16 protein-coding genes and 2 pseudogenes are annotated in these 20,677 nt (G+C 67.2%); 14 read left to right on the plus strand and 4 right to left on the minus strand.

The features are described from left to right. Nucleotides 1–2: 2 nt before the first annotated feature. From IPG97_05255 to IPG97_05265, 3 genes and pseudogenes are all read right to left on the minus strand, one after another. Nucleotides 3–1,050 (minus strand): annotated as a pseudogene (locus tag IPG97_05255) (transposase family protein). A 60-nt stretch (nucleotides 1,051–1,110) separates the two neighbouring features. Further along, nucleotides 1,111–2,724: a relaxase domain-containing protein gene (locus IPG97_05260; protein MBK6855968.1), complete on the minus strand. Its 1,614-nt coding sequence runs from the start codon at nucleotides 2,722–2,724 to the stop codon at nucleotides 1,111–1,113. A gap of 604 nt (nucleotides 2,725–3,328) precedes the next feature. After that, nucleotides 3,329–3,547, minus strand: coding sequence for a helix-turn-helix domain-containing protein (locus tag IPG97_05265; protein MBK6855969.1), 219 nt, complete (start codon nucleotides 3,545–3,547; stop codon nucleotides 3,329–3,331). 299 nt (nucleotides 3,548–3,846) lie between these two features. On the opposite strand from IPG97_05265, the gene IPG97_05270 reads away from it, so the two are divergent. The 13 genes and pseudogenes from IPG97_05270 to IPG97_05330 all read left to right on the plus strand — a co-directional run bounded on the left by IPG97_05270 (nucleotide 3,847) and on the right by IPG97_05330 (nucleotide 18,781). After that, on the plus strand, nucleotides 3,847–4,332 hold the full coding sequence (locus IPG97_05270) for an NYN domain-containing protein (protein MBK6855970.1): 486 nt from the start codon (nucleotides 3,847–3,849) through the stop codon (nucleotides 4,330–4,332). Next, the gene (locus IPG97_05275; protein ID MBK6855971.1) at nucleotides 4,332–5,834 is read left to right on the plus strand and encodes an N-6 DNA methylase; all 1,503 of its coding nucleotides are present in this window, start codon (nucleotides 4,332–4,334) and stop codon (nucleotides 5,832–5,834) included. The genes IPG97_05270 and IPG97_05275 overlap by 1 nt, the downstream gene beginning before the upstream one ends. Then, a complete protein-coding gene (locus IPG97_05280) occupies nucleotides 5,831–6,457 on the plus strand; it encodes a restriction endonuclease subunit S (GenBank protein MBK6855972.1) in 627 nt (208 codons plus the stop codon). Before IPG97_05275 ends, IPG97_05280 begins: the two co-directional genes overlap by 4 nt. A gap of 241 nt (nucleotides 6,458–6,698) precedes the next feature. Next, the gene (locus IPG97_05285) at nucleotides 6,699–8,198 is read left to right on the plus strand and encodes an SAM-dependent DNA methyltransferase (GenBank protein ID MBK6855973.1); all 1,500 of its coding nucleotides are present in this window, start codon (nucleotides 6,699–6,701) and stop codon (nucleotides 8,196–8,198) included. Beyond that, nucleotides 8,195–9,685 (plus strand): annotated as a pseudogene (locus IPG97_05290) (SAM-dependent DNA methyltransferase). Before IPG97_05285 ends, IPG97_05290 begins: the two are co-directional and overlap by 4 nt. Further along, the gene (locus IPG97_05295; protein ID MBK6855974.1) at nucleotides 9,682–10,848 is read left to right on the plus strand and encodes a restriction endonuclease subunit S; all 1,167 of its coding nucleotides are present in this window, start codon (nucleotides 9,682–9,684) and stop codon (nucleotides 10,846–10,848) included. The pseudogene IPG97_05290 and the gene IPG97_05295 overlap by 4 nt, the downstream one beginning before the upstream one ends. Continuing rightward, nucleotides 10,848–13,784, plus strand: a complete 2,937-nt coding sequence (locus tag IPG97_05300; protein MBK6855975.1) for an HsdR family type I site-specific deoxyribonuclease — start codon at nucleotides 10,848–10,850, stop codon at nucleotides 13,782–13,784. The genes IPG97_05295 and IPG97_05300 overlap by 1 nt, the downstream gene beginning before the upstream one ends. Before the next feature lie 725 nt (nucleotides 13,785–14,509). Next, on the plus strand, nucleotides 14,510–14,989 hold the full coding sequence (locus IPG97_05305; protein MBK6855976.1) for an RNA polymerase sigma factor: 480 nt from the start codon (nucleotides 14,510–14,512) through the stop codon (nucleotides 14,987–14,989). Further along, nucleotides 14,986–15,843 (plus strand): hypothetical protein, encoded by an 858-nt coding sequence (locus tag IPG97_05310; protein MBK6855977.1) that lies wholly within the window; start codon nucleotides 14,986–14,988, stop codon nucleotides 15,841–15,843. Before IPG97_05305 ends, IPG97_05310 begins: the two co-directional genes overlap by 4 nt. 10 nt (nucleotides 15,844–15,853) lie before the next feature. Continuing rightward, the gene (locus tag IPG97_05315) at nucleotides 15,854–16,720 is read left to right on the plus strand and encodes an ATP-binding cassette domain-containing protein (protein MBK6855978.1); all 867 of its coding nucleotides are present in this window, start codon (nucleotides 15,854–15,856) and stop codon (nucleotides 16,718–16,720) included. After that, complete coding sequence (locus IPG97_05320; protein MBK6855979.1) at nucleotides 16,717–17,625, plus strand: hypothetical protein; 909 nt, start codon at nucleotides 16,717–16,719, stop codon at nucleotides 17,623–17,625. The genes IPG97_05315 and IPG97_05320 overlap by 4 nt, the downstream gene beginning before the upstream one ends. Then, nucleotides 17,618–18,274 carry a hypothetical protein gene (locus IPG97_05325; protein MBK6855980.1) on the plus strand — a complete coding sequence of 219 codons (657 nt, stop codon included), beginning with the start codon at nucleotides 17,618–17,620 and terminating at the stop codon, nucleotides 18,272–18,274. Before IPG97_05320 ends, IPG97_05325 begins: the two co-directional genes overlap by 8 nt. Nucleotides 18,275–18,349: 75 nt before the next feature. Then, nucleotides 18,350–18,781, plus strand: coding sequence for a hypothetical protein (locus IPG97_05330; GenBank protein MBK6855981.1), 432 nt, complete (start codon nucleotides 18,350–18,352; stop codon nucleotides 18,779–18,781). A gap of 70 nt (nucleotides 18,782–18,851) precedes the next feature. On the opposite strand, the gene IPG97_05335 is transcribed toward IPG97_05330, so the two are convergent. Then, complete coding sequence (locus IPG97_05335; GenBank protein ID MBK6855982.1) at nucleotides 18,852–18,971, minus strand: integrase; 120 nt, start codon at nucleotides 18,969–18,971, stop codon at nucleotides 18,852–18,854. 290 nt (nucleotides 18,972–19,261) lie between these two features. Here IPG97_05335 and IPG97_05340 point away from each other — a divergent pair, with 290 nt between their 5' ends. Further along, a complete protein-coding gene (locus IPG97_05340) occupies nucleotides 19,262–20,491 on the plus strand; it encodes a hypothetical protein (GenBank protein MBK6855983.1) in 1,230 nt (409 codons plus the stop codon). The last annotated feature ends 186 nt before the right edge of the window (nucleotides 20,492–20,677 follow it).

Consider the following 20,677-nt stretch of genomic DNA (forward strand, 5'->3'; position numbering starts at 1 on the left):
GGCTAGTTCGTTGCCTCACCTAAGACCTCCGGACGGTCGCGCTTGTTGAAGGCCCGGTTGATGGGTCTGGGTGGGGGCGGTTTTGGACAGGGCGAGGCGTTCGAGTTGGGCGCGTTGGTCGATGCGGCGTTGAAGTTGTCCGGGTCGGATGGTGTTGCGGGCCGGGTTGAGGGCCTTCTTCGCTGGGGTGAGCACGCCCGCGGCCAGGGCGCGCTGGTGGGGGGTCTGCGCGGTGTCGTGGCGTTTGATGATCTTGGCGCCGACACGTTCGCGGCTGATCAGCTTCTGTTGGGCGCACAGCAGGTTCGTGAAGTCGTGGTCGAGGTCCCAGATCTCGTTGAGGAGCTTGAGCTCGGCGGGGGTGTCGAAACGGAGGTAGCCGACGGGCTTCGGACGTGGGTCCAGTTCTTCTGCTCGACGTGGCTGCCGTCGTTCTTGTTGCCGGGCCGGCCCTGGTGAAGGTGATCTTGTTGGCGAGGCAGTAGTCGTAGAGATGGGAGTTGATGAACTCCGAACCGTTGTCGGAATCGATGCCCAGGATCGGGAACGGGAACCGTGCTGAGGCGTGCTTGATCGCTTCGACAACGTGGATGCGGCCTTGTTGGGGATCGAGCGGTTCACGGTCCAACCCGTTGCCACGTCAGTGATCGTGAGGGTGAAGCAGAACTCGCCGTAGCTGTTGCCGCCTTCGTGGCCGACCAAGTCGATCTCCACGAACCCGGGTTTGTTCTCGTCCCATTCAGACCAGGTTCGGATCGGGATCTGTGATTTCAACAACGAGCCCGGCTGGTGTGGAGCGGCCCGTGAACCCGCGACAGCTTTCGAGTTCGCCAGGCGTCGATCGATCGTCGCAGCCGACATCGCCACGAGCAGGTCCTGGCGCAGCTGTGCCCGGGCCCAGTCGCGATGCCAGCCGGTCAACTCGACGAGCTGGTCAAGGATCTGTGTCTTCTCCCGCCGCGTTGCCTGCCGGTACTTCGTTGCCATCTGGTTCGTGACCGCACGCCGTTGCGCCATCGAGAGTCCCATCGATCAGGCGTAGCGGGCCACACCCCAAACGGAGGAACTACATGAGGCAACGAATCCCCCTACGCGGAGGTTTCGAGTGAGTCAATGCGCGATCACCACGACGGTGCGGTCGTCGAGTAGGATGCGGTGGGCGTCGAGGTTGATCTGCAGCATCGCCAGGGTCATGGACTCGATGGCGGCGGTGGACTGGAGCTCCTGGGCGGCGATCCCGGCGAGAGCAGCTCCGATGACGCGGTGGCCGCTGGCCTCCCAGGCCTCGCGGGCGGCGTCGAGGGTGTAGGTCTTGCCGGTCCCGGCGGCGGCGCACACGACGTCGATGCCGTTGCCGCTCGTGCACAGCCGGGTGCCCATCTCGGCCTGCTCGGCGGCCAGCGTCGGGCGTCGTTCCATCACCTCGGCGAGCACGTCGTAGGGAACGATCGCCGTACCTTCGTCGGCCCGAGCCGTGGCTCGTCCGACGACGTGTCGTTCGATCCCGATCAGCTCGGCGGTCGACCAACGGGTGTCGCCGACGCCTGAAGCGGCGACGATCGTTCCGTCGGTTCGGCGGATCACGTTCGACGACAACAGGCCGGGCCCGTCGGTCTCGACGAGTCGGACGACCTCGGCCCGATAGAGAACCTGGTCGGCCATCTCCTCGATCTCGGTCACGGTCGCCCCCGCTGGGAGCCGGCTGCAGATGCCCCGCAGGACGTCTCGACGATCGAACGACGATGCCTGCTTCGTGAGGCCGTCGGCGCTCATCAGGTCGTCGGCGAGCATTTCGAGGTCGGTGTCGACGGCGACCCGCTCGACCCGATCGAGCGCCAGGGTGAGGTCGGAGGGGTCCCAGCCGATGTCGGCAGCTTTGGCCTCCCACACGTCGCGCATGGAGCCTTCGGCGAGGGTCGCCTTCTTCGCCTTCCGGGTAACGAGCGTCGCGAGCTGGGCGGCTCGGGCGGTGCGGAACCCGACCTCGTCGAGGTGTTCCTCGATCTCCTTGCGGCGATCCGAGAAGTGAGCCCGCACGTCGTCGTCGATCCCGGCGACGTCGGCGATGCCTTCCTTGATCGGTCCCCATTCGACGCCGAGACGGGCGGTGAGCTCGTGACGGAGGTGCGCTTCGTATAGGTAGCCGGCGGTCGAGGCGTGCAGGTACAGCCACCGGCCGTCGAGTGTGCGCCAGGTCCCGTCGGCGCCTTCGGCCATGTTCGCCACGAGCACATGAGTGTGGAGATGAGGGTCGCCGGCGCGGCTGGTGCGGTGCCGGAACGCGGCAGCGACGAGCCCTTCGACCTCGATCTGGTTGACGCCGTTCTTGCCCGTACGGGACCGGGCCGCCTCGCGTTCGATGTACGCGAACGCCGCGTCGACCGCTGCTTCGTGTGACTCGCGCACGACTTGGGCCGTGTCGGGATCGCCGAGCCCGGCGAGAAGCGACACGGACTTCGGGGCGCGGAACGTGAGGTCGAACCCGGTGACCTTGCGGTTCGGGAACCGCCCCATGCGCTCGGCGGTGGCGGGGTTCTCGCCGGCCCAGATGGCGTGCAGGTCACTCGCTTCGACCTCGCCATCGAGGTCGAGGTCGTGACTCGCGGAGCCGACCCAACGACCTGGCGCTTCGCCGACACCGCGGTAGTACTCGTCGATGCCGTCGGCGACGGCGTTGAGGTAGTAGCTCTCGCCGGAGAGCTGGATCTTGCCGAGGGAGAGCACAAGGTGTGCTCCTTTCAGATCGGTCCCGGCCGTGGCGCACAACGCCGTGGCCGGTTCGGGCGACGCGGGAGCGGGACGGTCCCGGCATCGGGATGCAAGTTCGTGGCTGTTCTTCGGGGGTCTGGAGCGGTGACGGGACCGAAGGGAAGAGCGCGCTCTACGAGACGGGGCAATCGGAGCGACGTCGAGCGGGATCCGCTTCAGCCGAGGAGGCTGAGCTGGTCGCCAGGAGCGCGCGATGTGGTGGGCATCGGGTGAGTGACGACGGCTTCCGGTGCGGCGTTCTGCGACGCGGTGACGACGGTGATGCCGGCGGACGCGAGATCCACGCGATACGTCGTCGACGAGAACCGACCGGAACGTTCCTCGCGGTGATCGACGCGCTCGACGATCCCTGCGTCGGTGAGCGACCGGAACGCGCGCCACCGAGTCCTTGGACACGCCGACGATCCCGGCGAGCGAGCGCGAGCTGCACCGCACCTCGACCACGCGTCGGCCAGTTGATGCGTGCGCGGCGATCGCTTCGAGCACGAGCCAGCCGATCGGCCCGGCCTGCGCGCGCACGGCAAGGGCAGTCTCGAGCTCGATCAACAGCTGGCGGCGCTCAGGCGGCATCGGTGCTGCCGAGCTGGGCTTCGATCCATGCGAGCAACGCCCGCTTGGGGACCCGCAGCGTGCGGCCGATACGAATCGAGGGCAAGCCCTCGACGCCGCCAGTGCGCTGGAAGGCGGCGACTTCGTCGTAGGCCCGGCTGCGACTGATCCGCAGCACCGCTGCGGCCTCGTCGACCCGGAGCATGTCGGGCAGGGTGTCGATGTCCATAAGGGGTGTCTCCTGAGGGTGGGGCCGTGTCGGTCCCACGGGGACGACACGGAGTTGATCCGTCTCTAGACACACCCACCCCAATGTCGGGTCGGGTCCCCAAATTTCTGAAATTTCCGGACGCAGGGTGACTTCGGGGTGAGGGGCCTTACCCCCCATCCCCACTGCCAACTCAGCGGACCGTCGCGGTCTTTTCCGTTCGTGGCGACGCCAACTGCGGGTGGTGTACGGTTGGCACATCCGAAAGATGTGTACGTGTGATCCTTGACGTGTACGTGTGAACGTGGTACGGTGCTCACATGACGAAAACAGCGATCCCCAACAAGGAGGTCCGTCACCTGGTCTTGATCGATGTCGAGAACCTGGCGGCGAGCCCAAGCCCATCCCAACGAGAGGTGCTGGCGGTCAAGGCCGCGCTTGAGGCACAGCTCCCCGATCACGACTCAGCGTTCTGGGTCGTCGCCTGCAGCCATCACGCCGCCCCGGCCGTGATGTTCGAGTTTCCTCGTGCTCGTCGCCTCTTGCGCTCGGGACCAGACGGAGCCGACCTAGCTCTGCTCGACGTGCTGGACGGCGAGTCCATCGAGAGCCGGTTCGGACTGGTGACGATCTGCTCCGGCGACGGCATCTTCGCCGACGGTGCTGCTCGCCTCGCTCACCACGGAGTCAACGTCACCGCCGTTGCCGGGCGGGGCGGTCTCTCAGCCAAGCTCCGTCTCGCTGCTCGGAATGTGCATCGCCTGCACATCGACGACGGACTCGCGGCAACCGGGAGCGTCGGCTGATGGCGGAGGACGAGTTCGAGCTCATCTCGATGGCGGACATTGCACGGCTGGCCGGCGAGAGCCGAGCCACGGTCGGTAACTGGAAGTCCCGGAACCCTGACGACTTCCCGCCCGAGCGGGGCCGGAGCCCGCGGGGGCCCATGTACGACCGTGCCGAGACCATGCGGTGGCTCGAAGGCAAGGGACGCCTGGACGCCCGACCTCGCGAGGTCCTGGCTGTGTGGCACCTGCTCGATGGCCTGCGCGGCGAGCTAGATGTCGAGGACGCAACCGCACTGATTCTCGTTCTCCTGGCGATGAGGGTTGAGAACGCTGCCTCTGCGTGGGGGCGCCTTCGAACGACTGCTCCGAGCGAATTGGATGACGCGCTGCGCTCGGTCGTCCACGCAGACGCTCAGTCCGATCCCGACTTGCTGCCGCGAGCACCAGTGCCTGCACGAGTTCTGGCTGAAGTAGTGACCACGCTCGACAGCCTGAATCCCGCTGATACTCCGGCGATGGCGGACGCCCTCCTCGAGCGAGCAGCCAAGACCATGGGTCATCGGGGCGGCGAGTACCTCTCCCCGCCGTCCGTTCGTCGCCTGATCATCGGCATCGCTGACCCCACGGGAATCGTCTACAACCCCGCGTGCGGAATCGGACAACTGCTCATCGACGCGGCGCAGGCCGCTGGTCCTCAAGCGAGTCGGTTGGTCGCCCAGGAGGTCAACCAGCGAGTCTGGTCCATGGCAAAGGCGAACCTGCTCCTCCACGACGTGGCGGCGGAGGTCGAGCTGGGCAATGTCTTCACGGAGGACCGCTTCCCCGACCTTCGGGCGGACCGGGTCATCGCCATCCCGCCGTGGAACCAGCGCCTTCGAGAGCTTCGCTTCCTCGACGATGCCCGTTGGACATGGGGGGAGCCCGGTGAGCGCGACGGCAACTCCGCTTGGATCCAGCACTGCCTCTACCACCTAGCGGACGACGGCCGAGCCGTACTCGCCATGCCCAACGGGGTTCTGTTCGAGGGCGCTCGTGGCGGAAGGATTCGGCAGCGCATCATCCGAGCAGGCCTTCTGGACGCAGTGATCAGCCTGCCCGGTGGCTCGTTCCAATGGACCGGAATCCAGTGCTCATTGCTGGTATTCGTGAAGGGTCGCCCGACCATCAACGGGAAGCCGGCACCGACGTTGATGGTCGACCTCACCGGCGACGGGCCCCAAGTGGCGGGAAGCCGCCAGGCCGCGCTCGACGGCGCGACCGTCGACGAGGCCATCGCGCTCTACCAAACGTGGGTGGCGGGCGGGGATCCGACTGACAGCCGCGCCGCGGTCGCTGCCTTCGACACCCTGGTCGACAACGACGTGATCGACCCCGGCCGGTACCTCGCCCGGGCCGAGCTTCCGAGCGTTGGCGATCTCACTGCCAAGCGATCGACACTGATCGACGAGCTAGGCAACCTGATGTTCTCGTCCAAGCGGGCCGACGACGAGCTCCGCTCACTTCTGGAGCGTGATCGATGAGCGATGCACCATTCGTTCGGCTCGCCGATCTCACATCTGCGGTGTCGATCTCGAGAGGGTTCCTCACAGCCAAGTCAGCAGAGACCGGCGAGGTACCGATTCTCTCGGTTGCCATGATCAGAAATCAGTCGCCGGCGAAGAACTTCACCGACGGTGCGACCATCGACGACCTCGGCATGAGCCGTGCGATCCCCGGCGACATCCTGGTCGCCATCGAAGGGGGCACCGTTGGCGAGACGCTCGTCGTCCGTGACGAGGAAGAAGTATTTGTTCCGTCTCAGCAGGTTGCGACCCTTCGGGTGGTTGACGGATCCGTACTCGACACCTGGTACTTGGGCGCCTGGATGACCACCGACGCAACCCGTGACCAGGTTCGGCGACTCGCCAGGGGTGCCGCAATCCAACGCGTGCCGATCAAGGACCTCGGCAATCTGACGGTGCCTCTCCCTCCCTTGGCTGAGCAGCGCTCAATAGGCATGCGGTTCCGCGCGTTCGAGGAATCGATCGCCGGGCACCGCGCTGTCACCGCCTGCCTTGAGGAGCTCCGTGACGTCGACCTTGCCGCGACGTTCGCGGCTTTGGAGCCACCCGACCCCGATGAAGGAGACCCCAGTGGCAGCTAATCCCATCGCCGCCCGGCGGCACTGCCTCAGGGGGAGCGAAGGCACGCGTCTGACCGCAACGCTCGGGCCCGTGACGCCCCACCGGCCATGTCACACTTTCAGCAGACATTCAGGTAGCGCCCGGTTGCTGGGCGAGCGTGGGAGGCGGCCGTGAGTCCGGCAGGCGTGACACAACAGGAACTCGAGGACGACGGCTTCGCGGATGACGTCGCCCTTGGGAAGGTGAGCGAGTTGGTGCGGCATGACGAACCGCATCACCCTGACCGAGTTGGAGCAGTACCTCGCCCGAGCTGCAGACCTGCTGCGTGGCAGCATCGACCAAGCTGACTTCAAGGCGTACATCTTCCCGTTGATGTTCTTCAAGCGGATCAGCGACGTCTACGCAGAAGAGTTCGAGCAAGCGCTGGAGGAGTCGGGCGGGGATCACGAGTACGCGACGTTCGCGGAAAACCATCGCTTCGCGATCCCGGACGGCAACCTGTGGTCGGAGGTGCGGGAAAAGACCGAGAACATCGGCACGGCGCTGCAAACGGCGTTCCGGGAGATCGAGAAGGCCAACCCGGAGACGTTGTACGGCATCTTCGGCAACGCCAACTGGACGAACAAGGACAAGCTGCCTGACCGCAAGCTCGCCGACCTGTTCGAGCACTTCTCCACCAAGACCCTTTCGAACGCAAACGTCGCGCCGGACGTGTTCGGCAACGCCTACGAGTACCTCATCAAGCGGTTCGCCGATCAGTCGAACAAGAAGGCTGGCGAGTACTACACCCCGCGTTCGGTGGTCGGTCTGCTGGTCAACATCCTCGACCCGACCGAGGGTGAGTCCGTCTACGATCCCGCATGCGGGACGGGCGGCATGCTGATCGAGGTCATCGAGCACGTGAAGGCGGCCGGCGGTAGCCCCAAGACCTTGTGGGGCAAGCTCTACGGCCAGGAGAAGGTGCTCGCCACCTCTGCGATCGCGCGGATGAACCTGCTGCTCCACGGTGTCGAGGACTTCAAGATCGTCCGTGAGGACACGCTGCGCAACCCGGCCTTCTACACCGGCAACCACCTCGCGCAGTTCGACTGCGTCGTCGCCAACCCGCCGTTCTCGCTGAAGGCATGGGGTGACGTCGAGTGGGCGTCGGACAAGTGGGGACGCAACCAGCTTGGCGGAGTGCCACCGAGGGGGTACGCCGACTGGGCGTGGGTCCAGCACATGTTGGCTTCTGCCAACCCGAAGACGGGCCGGGTCGCAGTTGTGCTCCCGCAGGGAGCCCTGTTCCGACAAGGCGCCGAGGCCCGCATCCGCACGCACGTCCTGAAGGCTGACAAGGTTGAGGCCGTCATCGGACTCGCCCCGAACCTGTTCTACGGCACTGGCCTCGCTGCCTGTGTGCTGATCCTGCGCCACGACAAGCCCGCCGATCGCAAGGGCAAGGTGCTCTTCATCAACGGCGCCGACCTGATGAAGAAGGGCCGCAACCAGAACACCCTGGAGCCCGAGCACGCGGCCGAGCTGTTCGAGGCGTACGGCGGATTCGCCGACATCGACGGCCGCGCCAGCATCGCCACGCTCGATGAGATCGAGGGCAACGACTTCAACCTCAACATCCCGCTCTACGTCGCCCCGGCCGACACCGGGAAGAAGCTCACGCTGGCCGGCGCGTTGGCCACCCTCGAAGCAGCGCACACCAAGGCGCAGGAGACCCGGTCCGCTCTCGAAGCAGAGTTGGCGAAGTGGGGGCTTCCGGCATGAGCGGGCAGATCACCCAACGGGAGCTGGAGTCCTACCTGTGGGGCGCGGCGATCGTCCTGCGGGCCTCATCGACGCTGGCGACTACAAGCAGTACATCTTCCCGCTCGTCTTCCTGAAGCGGATCTCCGACGTCTACGACGAGGAGCACGCCGCCGCTCTTGCGACCTACGGCGATGAGGAGCTCGCTGACCTCCCCGAGAACCACCGCTTTGCCATCCCCAACGGCTGCCACTGGGACGACGTCCGCTCTGCCACCGAGAACATCGGTGCGACGATCCTCAAAGCGATGCGGGCGATCGAGTCCGCCAACCCCGACACCCTGCCCGGAGTGTTCGGTGACGGCGACTGGGGAAACAAGAACCTTCTGCCCGACTCGACGCTGGCGGATCTGATCGAGCACTTCTCTACCAAGACACTGTCGATCGCGAACCTGCCGGAGGACGAACTGGGCAACGGGTACGAGTACCTGATCAAGAAGTTCGCCGACGACTCCGGCCATACCGCGCAGGAGTTCTACACCAACCGCACACTGGTGCACCTGATGACTCTGATGCTCCAGCCCCAGCCCGGCGAGTCGGTGTACGACCCGACGTGTGGCACCGGCGGAATGCTCATCTCGACCGTGGCCGAACTCAAGCGCCAGGGCAAGGAGTGGCGCAGCGTCCGGCTCTACGGGCAGGAGCTCAACTACGGGACGTCGGCGATCGCACGGATGAACCTGTTCCTGCACGGCATCACCGACGGCCACGTCGCACACGGCGACACCCTCGCTCGGCCAGCGTTTCTAGATGGTAGGGGCGGCCTAGAGACCTTCGATGTCGTGCTCGCCAACCCGCCCTACTCCATTAAGGCCTGGAACCGCGAGGCCTTCGCCAAGGACCCGTACGGCCGCAACATGTGGGGAGTGCCGCCCCAGGGCCGCGCCGACTACGCCTTCTTCCAGCACATCGCCCGGAGCCTCGACCCCCAGACCGGCCGGGCAGCGATCCTCTTCCCGCATGGCGTTCTCTTCCGCCGTGAGGAAGCCGTTCTCCGCCAGGCGCTGGTCAAATCCGACCTCATCGAGTGCGTCCTCGGTCTTGGCGCAGGCCTGTTCTACAACAGCCCGATGGAAGCCGTCGTCGTCACCCTGCGCGCCAGCAAGCCGGCCGAGCGCAAGGGCAAGGTGCTGTTCATCAACGCAGTCAACGAGGTCGCCCGCGAGCAGGCCCAGTCATTCTTGCGGGAGTCCCACCAGCACAAGATCCTCGACGCCTACCGGTTCAGCGACGTCGACCAGTTCGCAGCCGTCGCCACCTCGACCACATCAGCCGACAAGGGTCACAGCCTCGCCATCCCGCTGTATGTCGCGGGCGCCAAGGCGGCCGAAGCAGGGCGAGCAGGTCAACGTTGCTGACGCGGTCGCCGACTGGCGCGCCGCAGCTGCCGCATCCGAAAGCGCAATCGCCGACGTGCTAGCGCTGCTTCGGGCGGAGGTGAGGGCATGACTCTGAACCTCGACAAGTCCGCGTGGAAGAGTGTCGCGTTCGGCGATGTCGTCAACAACGTCAACGCAACCGTCCGTGACCTCGACGCGGCCGGCATCGACCGCGTCATCGCTATGGAACACATGGACCCCGGCGAGTTGAAAGTCGGCCGCTGGGGCTCCACAGACGACGGCACCACCTTCACCCGGCGCGTGAAACCTGGACAGACCCTCTTCGGCAAGCGTCGCGCCTATCAGCGCAAGGTCGCATACGCCGAGTTTGACGCCATCTGCTCCGGCGACATCTACACCTTCGAGGCTGACGAGAGCCAGCTTCTCGGAGAGTTCCTGCCCTTCCTCGTCCAGTCCAATGAGTTCTTCGACCACGCCCTCGACACCTCGGCGGGCTCGCTATCGCCACGCACAAACTGGCGCGACCTCGCCAACTATGAGTTCGACCTCCCGCCCCTCGACGAGCAGAAGCGCATCGCTGACCTCCTTTGGGCCATTGAGGTCGCGCGGGAATCGGCCAAGGGTGTCGCTCTGGGGCTTGCTGCCGTCATGTCGGAGACGTTCGAGGACGCGGCCGCGTCCGCTACGACCGCCCAGCTCTCCTCCTGGGTTGAACGAATCGACGCCGGACGAAGTCCCCGCGCTGCGAATGAGCCAGCCAATGACACTGAGTTGGGCGTTCTGAAAGTTAGTGCCGTGGGCCGCGACATCTTCGTGCCTCGGGAAAACAAGCGGCTGCTCGACGCCGCAGACTTCCGCCTGGGCGACACCGTCCACGAGGGCGACGTGCTGGTTACCCGCGCCAACGCCGTCGTCGACAACGTCGCCCGACCATGCATGGTCGATCGCGAGTTTCCAAACCTCATGCTCAGCGACAAGACATTGCGCCTTGTTCCGCGACAAGGGTATCCGGGCCGCGTCCTGCTAGCGGCTCTCAGCGCTCCCCCCTACCGCGCATATGTGCGTGAGGTCGTCAACGGTACGGAGGCCAAGAACATCTCACAGGCGAAGATTCTGGCGGGGCCGGTCCCAGCGCTGAATGCGTCGGACGTCGAGTGGGTAGCTACTGCTCTTTCATCGATTGACACAGCGGCAGCAGCTGTTACTTCGGAGATCGACGGCCTTATCGCTCTCAAGGGCTCGGTGCTTGCAGAAATCTTCGGAGGCAAATGATGGCCCTGTTCAACGAGGCGAATACCGTCCGCGATTTCGTCCGCGATCTGGTGACCTCGATCGATGTCCGGTTCGTTCCGGGCAACGAACTGCCACGCGGCACTGATGAGGTGATGTTGGAGGGTGCGGTCAAGGCGGCGCTCATTGATCTCAATCCGGAGATCATGGCTGATCCGAGCAAGGCGGACGAGGTCATCCACACATTGCGGGCGATTCTCATCTCGGCCCGCACGACACCACACCCCGTGGTCGCTAACGAGGAGTTCATGGCGTGGCTGACCGGGCAGAAGTCGATGCCGTTCGGCCCGAACGGTGAGCACACCACCGTCAGGCTCATCGACTTTGACCACCTCGAGGACGATTCGTCGAACGATTGGGTGATCTCGACCGAGGTCCCGTTCCAGATCGGCCGGGTCGGCAAGCGATTCGACCTCGTGCTGTGGTGCAACGGGTTCCCGCTGGTGGTGGGTGAGGCGAAGACCCCGATCCGAGCCGCCTACTCCTGGATCGACGGCGCCGCGCAGGTACACGACGACTACGAGGCGAGCGTGCCGCAGTTCTTCGTGCCCAACGTGTTGTCGTTCGCGACCGAGGGCAAGGACTTCCGCTACGGCTCGGTCGGGATGCCGGTCGAGTTGTGGGGTCCGTGGCGGGAGGACGAGTCCGACCCGGACGCACCGGCGAAGGTCGGGCTCGAGGTCGTCAAGGACGCCGTGAACGGAGTACTCAAGCCGGCGGCCGTGTTGGATTTCCTGCGGTTCTTCACCGTCTACGCGACTGACAAGAAGCACCGCAAGATCAAGATGATCGCCCGGTTCCAACAGTTCCAGGGCACGAACCTGATCGTGCAGCGGGTGCTGCACGGGAAGATCAAGCAGGGTCTGATCTGGCACTTCCAGGGATCGGGCAAGTCGCTGCTAATGGTGTTCACCGCGTTGAAGCTGCGGGCCATGGCCGAGCTGACCAACCCGACGATCCTGATCGTGGTCGACCGCATCGACCTTGACACCCAGATCACCGGCACCTTCAACGCCTCCGACGTGCCCGGGCTGGTGTCAACGGATTCGCGCAAGGAACTCCAGACCCTGCTGAGTCAGGGTGCGCGCAAGATCATCATCACTACGATCCACAAGTTCGGCGAGGCCGAGGGCGTGCTGGACGATAGGCAGAACATCATCGCGATGGTCGATGAGGCGCACCGGTCCCAGGAGGGTGACTACGGGCAGAAGATGCGCGAGGCGCTGCCCAACGCGTTCCTGTTCGGGCTGACCGGGACTCCGATCAACAAGCGCGACCGCAACACGTTCATGTGGTTCGGGTCGCCGGAGGACGAAGGCGGCTACCTGTCGCGCTACACGTTTCAGGACTCCATCCGTGACGGCGCAACCTTGCCGCTGCACTTCGAGCCGCGCCTGTCCGAGATCCATCTCGATCAGGAGAAGATCGACGCCGCGTTCGAGGAGCTCGCTGCCGACCGCAACCTGACCGAGGGCGAGAAGATCACGCTGTCGAAGAGGGCCGCCTCGATCGAGGTGCTCATCAAGGCACCCGACCGCATCCACCAGGTCGCCGCCGACGTGGTCGAGCACTTCACGACCAAGGTCGAGCCGGAAGGGTTCAAGGCCCAGCTCGTTGCCTACGACAAGGCGTCGTGCGTTGCCTACAAGGAAGCCCTCGACACGATGCTGCCGCCTGAGGCGTCGACCATCGTGATGTCGAAATCCCGCACCGATCCGGCATCGTGGGCGAAGTGGACGCCCGGCGCCGAGGACCTGGAACAGGTCGTTGCTCGATTCAACGACCCAGCCGATCCGCTGAAGATCATCATCGTGACGGCGAAGCTGTTGACCGGGTTTGATGCGCCGATCTTGCAGACGCAGTACCTCGACAAGCCGCTCAAGGAGCACACGCTCCTGCAGGCCATCACCCGCACCAACCGGGTCTATCCGCCGAATAAGACGCACGGCCTGATCGTCGACTACCTCGGCATCTTCGACGACGTCGCCAAGTCACTCGCGTTCGACGAGACCACCGTCCAGCAGGTCATCTCCAACATCGAGGAGCTGAAGAAGCGGCTCGCACCTGCGATGGCGACCGCCATCGCGTTCTTCCCCGGCGTCGACCGCACCATCGGTGGCTACGAGGGACTCATCCAGGCACAGGCCGCTATCGCCGACGACACCATCAAGGACGCGTTCGGGTCGGCATACAGCGTGGTGTCTCAGTTGTGGGAGGCGCTCAGCCCCGACCCGATGCTCAAGCCGCACCGCGACGATTACAAGTGGCTCACTGACGTGTACGAGTCGGTGCGGCCCGCCGACATCACTGGTCGGCTGGTGTGGCATGCGCTGGGGGCCAAAACCATCGAGCTGATCAACGAGAACATCCAGGTCGAGATCCCCCAGGGTGCAGAGACCATCGTTCTCGACGCCCAGACCATCGAAGACCTGATGACCGGCACGCGCAAGGACGTGCCGCTCAAGGAGATCGAGAAGCAGATCACCGCCCGCATCGCCAAGCACCTCAACAACCCGGTCTTCATCGAGCTCGGACAGCGCCTCAATGCGCTGCGCGAGAAGTACGCCGACATCCAGCAGTCCAGCCTCGACTTCCTCCGGGAACTGCTCGAGCTGGCCAAAGACACCGTCGCCGCCGAGAAGGCCGAGGAGCTCATCCCCCGCGAGGAGAAGGGCAAAGCCGCCCTCACCGAACTCTTCGAGGCGCTCAAGGGAGACGAGACCCCGATCATCGTCTCCAACGTGGTCGACCGCATCGACGACGTCGTCCGAGCCGTCCGCTTCGACGGATGGCAGTCGACCATCGCCGGCGACCAGGAGGTCCGCAAGGCCCTGCGCCAGACCCTTTACGTCCAGTTCAAGATCCGTGACAACGACGTCTTTGAGAAGGCCCTCGGCTACGTCCGTGAGTACTACTAGGACCTGGCCACTCTCCCGCGACGGCGATCCCCGTACTTGAGGCGAGATGTCATCGACGACGGCTGCCTCCTCTGCAGCGAGACAAGCCTCACCATTGCCCCGTCGCGTCGTTGCCGACTACCTGCGCGAGCGATGGGGCGCCATCGCGATCGAGCACCTCGTGTGAGCCGGCCGTGTGGCACGAAGGAGCCGCGCCGGCGTCGTGGCGGACGAACACTGCGCCAAGCTGAGAGCGCTGGGCCGGTTCCCCCGCCTTTCGGCGTGCCACATTCGTGCCACAACGAAAAGAATTTCAGCGGATCGGGACGGACGGGCTGATACCAGGAAAACGGTCCTGACCAGCCCGTATGCCCGTCGGCCCAGGTCAGCGGATCGGGCCTTATCGAATTCCCAAGCTGAATACGGGAGTTCGATTCTCCTCACCCGCTCCACACGAAAGGCCCAGGTCAGCCCCGGCTTCCGGGCAACCTGGGCCTTCGTCGTACCGGGGCCGAACCGGCGGCGTGACCCTAACGTGACCCTACGGATCGGTCATCTCGCTCCGCCGCTGGCCGCAGCGTGATCCCGATCGCGGCGTGCGAGCGACAGTGGAGCGATGAGGTCATCGGGGATGCGACGGTGAGCGCTGGTGGGGCAGCCGGCGACGAGCGGGACGATGTGACGCTCGTCGCGGCCGTCGCCGCTGGCGACGCCGCTGCGCTCCGGGTCCTCTACGAGGCCCGAGGGTGGATCGGCCGTGGTTGGTCGCCCGACTGCGGGCCCGTTGCTGGGACGATGCGCTGGTGGCCGATGCGGTCCAGGACACCTTCCTGGCGGTGTGGCGGGGCGCTGCCCGATGGCGAGCTGACGGCGATGTCGGTGCGTGGATCTGGGGGATCGGCGTGCGCCAGCTCGTCACCCACCTGCGCCGGGCCGGTCGTCACGCCCGACCGGCACCGTTCTCGTCGCAGGGCGATGTGGTGAGCACCGAGGAGCGGGTGCTGGAGTCGATCGACCTCGGCGAGGCGGGGGCGGTGCTGGCGTCACTCTCACCAGAGTTGATGGAGGTGGTGCAGGCGATGGTCTTCGACGGCCTGACGGCGAAGGAGACGGGGCGGATGCTCGGTGTCCCCGAGGGAACGGTGAAGGGCCGGATGCGCAAGGCCAAGACCGTCCTGCGAACCGAGCTGGCTGGCACGTCGTTGCAGGTGGGAGATCTCCGATGAGCGCCTGGCACATCGACGACGCGGTGGCAGCCGCCTACGGCGAGCGCGGGCTCGACCCCGTCCAGCGGGCATCGGTCGAAGCGCATGCCGTGCGGTGCGAAGCGTGCCGCGCCGTCCTGGGAGCCGGCGCGACGGGACCGATCAACAGCCAGCGATCGCCCGATCTCGACCTCGAACACCTGTGGGCCCGCGTCGAGGCCGCGGTCTCGACCCCTGAGGTCGGTCGCAGCGGGCGGGCGTTGCTCCGGCTCGGCGTGTCGATGTCGGACGTGGTGGTGACGCGCGTGGTCGCCGCGCAGAGCCGGCAGTGGACCATCGCCACCATGCTGGTGCTCGCCGTCACTGCGGTGGCGGCAGTGCTCGGTCCGGTCGACTCGGCCCACGCGGCCTTCCTGGTCGTGGCGCCGCTGCTCCCTGCCCTCGGCGTCGCCGCCACCTACCGGCTCGTACCCCACGGGATCGACCTGCTCGAGCGGGCGGCGCCCTTCTCCCCGGCGCGGATGCTGCTGTGGCGCACCGCGTACGTCGTGGTGACGGCGGTACCGGTCGCCGTTGCAGTGGGGGCGATGGTCCTTCACCACCCCGGGGCGGCAGTGAGCTGGCTGCTCCCGGCTCTGGCCTGCACGTTGTGCGTCGCCGCCGCCGCGACCTGGCACGATCCCGTCCGGCCTGCGGCGCTCGTCGCCCTGGGATGGACGGCGGTGGTCGTCGCCTGGCAGGTGCGCGACACGCCCTGGGCCGTCACCACCGCTCCGACACAACTCGTTGCGATCGCCGTCTCGGTCGGAGCAGCGCTGCTCCTCCACCATCGACTTTCGAGCGACCCGGCCCCGTCCGCCGTCAGCAGCACATGAAGGAGCACCCATGCCCAGCACCGTCCGCGTCTCGCACGTGACCCGCCGCTACGGCCCGGTCGCCGTCCTCGACGACGTCAGCTTCGACCTCGCCCCGGGAATCACCGCGCTGTTGGGCCCCAACGGCGCGGGCAAGACGACGCTGCTCGGGTTGCTGAGTACCGCGTCCCGAGCCGACGAGGGCGAGATCACGGTTCTCGGACATCGCACCGACGGCCCGCTGGCCGAGCGCACCGAGATCCGTCGCCGGTTGGGCTTCCTTCCCCAGGAGGTCCGGTTCCCTGCTGGGATGACAGCCTTCGGGTTCCTCGACTACATCGCGGTGCTCAAGGAGTGGGATGACAGCTCCGCTCGCCACGCCGAGGTACGGCGGGTGCTCGCGCTCGTCGCGCTGGACGACCGCCCCACGATCAAGGTGCGGAAGCTCTCGGGTGGCCAGCGCCGCAGATTGGCCTTCGCCCAGTCGCTCATCGGCGACCCGGACCTGCTGATCCTCGACGAGCCCACCACCGGCCTCGACCCAGAACAGCGGGCGATGTTCCGGGCCACCTTGTCGGAACGAGCCCGCGCCGGCACCGTGCTGCTGGCCACCCACCAGACCGAGGACGTCGCTGCGGTGTGCGACCGGGTGATCGTCCTCGTAGGCGGGCGCCTGGCCTACGACGGCGACGTCGCCGGGTTCGTAGCGTCGGCCCGAGACCGGGTGTGGCTCCACGACCGACCGGTTGCCGACGCGGTGGCGACCTGGCGCGACCCGGCTGGTGGGGTGCGATCCGTCGGCGGAACGCCCCCGACCGGAGCACAGGCGGTGCCACCGACCGTCGAGGACGCCTACCTGCTCCTCGTCGGGCCTGCTGCGATGGAGGGGGCGGCATGACCGCCGCCGAGTCCCTCCCGACCGTCACGGTGGCCGAACCGGGCCGGCCGCCGTGGGTCGAACTGGCCCGCATCGAGGTCCGCCGCTACTTCGGTCGCCCCGCTTTCCTCATCGGGTTGGCTCTCACCTACGCCGCGCTCCTCCCCTACCTCGACGGCGACGAGCCGACCGACGAGCTGTCGATGATCGCCCCGGCCGCCCTGCTCGGGATGGTCGGCATCAGTGTGAGCGCGCATCGGGTGTGGGCGTCGGACCGCTGCGCCGAGGCCGCCGGCCCGACCCCGCTCGTCCAGGCATCCCGCACCATCGGGCACCTGGCCGCCTGCCTCGTACCGTTCCTGGCCGGCCTCGGGTTCGTGCTCGTGACGCTGTTGCGGGCACGCTCGGTGCCGACCGTTCACGGCGGGTACGCAGAGATGATGTCGGACGGGTGGGTGGCTGCGGTGTGGCTCGCCCTCGGCGCCGTGAGCTGCCTGGGCGGACCGGTCCTCGGTGTCGTCGTGGCCCGCAAGACCAAGCGAGCCGCGGCACCGATCGTCACCACCGGCGGCCTCGTCGTGGCGGTGATCGTGTTCCAGGGCCTGTTCGAACCGCTCCGCCGGGTCCGCGTGGTGCTCCCCTGGACCTATTGGGGTGGCCCGTTCGGTATCGACGGCGACCCACAGAGATCGGTCGTGCTCACCGGCTCACCGGGGTGGTGGCTGGCCTACCTGCTCGTGCTGTGCGCGATCGGAGCGGTGGTCGCGGTCAGGGCCGATGTCGAGGCCCGGACGGCCAGGAGTCGGTCTGCCCTATTCGTCCTGGCCGGGTTGGCGGTGGTTGCCGTGGTGCTCGCCATGTTCACCGGGACGGCCGAGACGATCGTGAGCCCGGTGCCCGGGGGCGCGCTCTCAGAGGGTGGATGACAACGTGGCGGGGCGCGTCGGAGGGACGCTCCGCTACCTCCTCATCGCGACACAGTGGTCGTTCCTGGCCGGAGCCGCGCTCCTGGTAGCCGGCGGCGTCGCCCTCGTGGCGAGGTGGCCGAACGCACTCTGGCCGTTGCACGGCGCCGCCCTGGGGCTGGTCATGGGAGCAGCTGCGGTCGCCGTCGACGAGCGTTGCGCGCTCGTGGTGGACGTCAGCCCCCGCCCGCTCTGGTGGCGGACCGCGGTCAGGTCCGTCGGCCCGACGATCCTCATTTTGGTGTGGGCTGCCGTTCACTGGGTGCTCCGGGCCCCTCTACCCGACCACCTCGAGGTCCTCATCCTGCAAGGCGTGGTCGCCGCAGGGCTCGGGTTCGGGCTCGCCACCGCCGCCCGGGCCGCCGGCCACAGCGAACCAGGAGCGGTCCTCGCCGCGACAGCAGTCCCGTTGGTCGCAGGGGCGGCACTCGCCCGCCCCTTCGAGACCGACCTGCCGCTGTTCCCCGTCTGGCCGCACGAGGACTGGGGCCGAGCGGCGCTCATCTGGGCGGTGCTGGGCACGGCGGCCGCGCTCGTCGCCGGACGGGCCTTGTGGCGGGATGCCCGGCAGCGCCGAGCCGTCGGCGGCGCGCATCTTCGAGATCGGTGATCCCGGATCGGCGATCGGAGCGACAGAGCAGTCAAGACCCGAAGCCTTCGGGCCCGTCCCGCACCTGGAGGAACCATGCCGTCCACCGCCGTCCGCCGCATCACCCAGGCGGTAATGGTCGCCGCCCTGTCCATCGGCGCGATCGCCGCGTGCAGCGACGATTCCGACGACGCGGCCGACGCCGGCTCGACGACCACGATCGCCGAGGCCACCACCACTGCTCCGGCCGACGACCTCGTTGCCTTCTGCGCCGTGGCAACGGAACTGGTCGGCGTCACCCCGACCAGCGAGCAACTCGCCGAGTACGCCGCGCTCGCGCCCGCGGAGATCGCCGGACCGGTCGAGACGTTCGTCGCCGCCTTCGAGGCCGCCGACGGCGACCTCGGCGCCGCGTTCGCCGATCCCGAGGCCTCCGCTGCGGCCGATGAGATCGCGGTATTCGAGTCCGAGGAGTGCGGCATCACCCAGCCCGGCCCGCCGCCCGGCGCCCCCGGCAGCGAGGGATAGACGACCCGGCATCCCTGACCGGGCACCAAACGTCCTCCCGCCGGGGCGATGAATCCCTGCCCAGGCTCGGTCAGGTCGACCGTGGGGCGAGAAGCTCGTCGAGTGCCTCCGGAATGGCTCGGTCGCGCGTTCTGGTGGCGTGTTGGTAGCGGAGGGCGGCTCGGTGGGTGGTGTGGCCGAGGCGGTTCATGACCTCCTTGCTGCTTGCGCCGGTGCTCGCGGCCAGGGTGCCGGCGAGGTGGCGGAGGTCGTGGAGGTGGATCTCGTGGACGCCGACCTCGGTTCGGGCCTTCTCCCACGCGTCCTGCCAGACGTGGGGGCGCGAGCGGGCCGCCCTTCTGGCCGGTGAAGACGTAGCCGTCGTCGCCCGGCTGCGCGAAAGGCGTCGAGGTGGCCGCGTAGGTCGGCCACGAGCGACCCCGGGATGGCGAGGACTCGTCGGCCTGCGTCGGACTTGGGTGGTCCGACGAGGTACGCTCCGTGGCGGTCGAGCTGGCGTTGACGGAACGACGAGCGAGCTCTTGCCTGGGATGTGAGCGGCAAGGGTCACTGGGGCAACGGCCCGACCGAGGTCACCTGGCCGAGGACGATGACCTCACCTACGTGGTGGGCCTGGTTCGGCAAGCGCTCGAGTACCAGATGGGCGGCGACTGGCTTGACCGCGAGTTCCGGCGATCGACTGACGTTCTCGATCGGAGCCTGCGCGAGCAGGCGGCAACAGCGCTCGTCGAGGCTGTGGGAGGCGTGCAGTCCCCAGCCAGCTCAACGAGTGACCTCGAGATCGAGCTCGACGGTCATCGGGTCACCGTTGAGGTGAAGACGATGGCCTACGCGACGGTCGACCGCGTCGAGGCACTCAAGCGGAAGGACCGGTCTATGGGCGACCGTTCGGTGCTGGTCGTAGCCGACCGGATCAACCAGCCGGCCCGGGCCGCGCTGAGGGAGGCGGGTTGGGGCTACCTCGACATCGCGACCGGGAGCCCGTTCCTCCGTGCTCCTGGAATTCGGATCGACACCACCGTCGATGTGGTCGACCCGGGCACGCGGCCCAAGCCGGTCGGCGTCGTCGGTCGGGCCGGCCGGGTCGTGGCCTACGAGCTGCTCCGGCGCCGATACGACCGGGATCCGCGCCCAGTCCTGACCACGACCTCGTTCGACCAGTTCGACCTCGCCCGCTCCTCCACCAGCGACGCCCGACGGGCCCTCATAGGCGCAGGACTGCTCACCGAGGACGGGGAGCCGCTGCTGCCCGAGCTGTTCTGGGCCCTCGCCCGGGAGTGGGCGCCGACGGACCGACGGTGGCTCGCCAGCGTCCCCGACCCCACGGACTGGGAACGGGCCCACGACCCGACCGAACCCACGTGGCGGCTCGGGGGCACCCAGGCCGCGATCGCCCTCGGCGCGCCCATCGTCAGCGCAGGCGAGACACCGGCAGAGCTCTACGTCCCCGGTCCCGTGCTGCTGTCGATCGCCGTCCGGCGCTACGGATCCTCCGATCCCCTCGCCGCTGCAGCCTCCGTCGCTGTCCCCGTCGTCCACCAGGTGACGGCGCCCCCCGATCCGGCATCAGGGGAACGTCGCCACGACGGGTGGCTCCTGGTCCACCCGGTGGCCGCCGCCCTCGACCTGGCGGCGTCTGGCGACGCAAGGTCGATCCAGGTGCTCGCCGAATGGCAACCCGACGGCGAGGCCGTGTGGCATGAGCGCTGAGGTCCCCACCGTCATCCTCGCCGGCCCCGCCATGGTGCCGCTCGTGCGGGCGGCAGCCGCGCTCGAAGCCGAGGACATCCCGCCCTTCGCGATGATCGGCGGCGTTGCCGTCACCGTCCGGCTCGGCTGGACGTTGCGAGCGACCGCCGACCTCGCGGCCGCCAACCCGAGCCTCGTCCGCGTGGT

Source organism: Microthrixaceae bacterium, assembly GCA_016702505.1.
Classification (GTDB): domain Bacteria; phylum Actinomycetota; class Acidimicrobiia; order Acidimicrobiales; family Iamiaceae; genus Aquihabitans.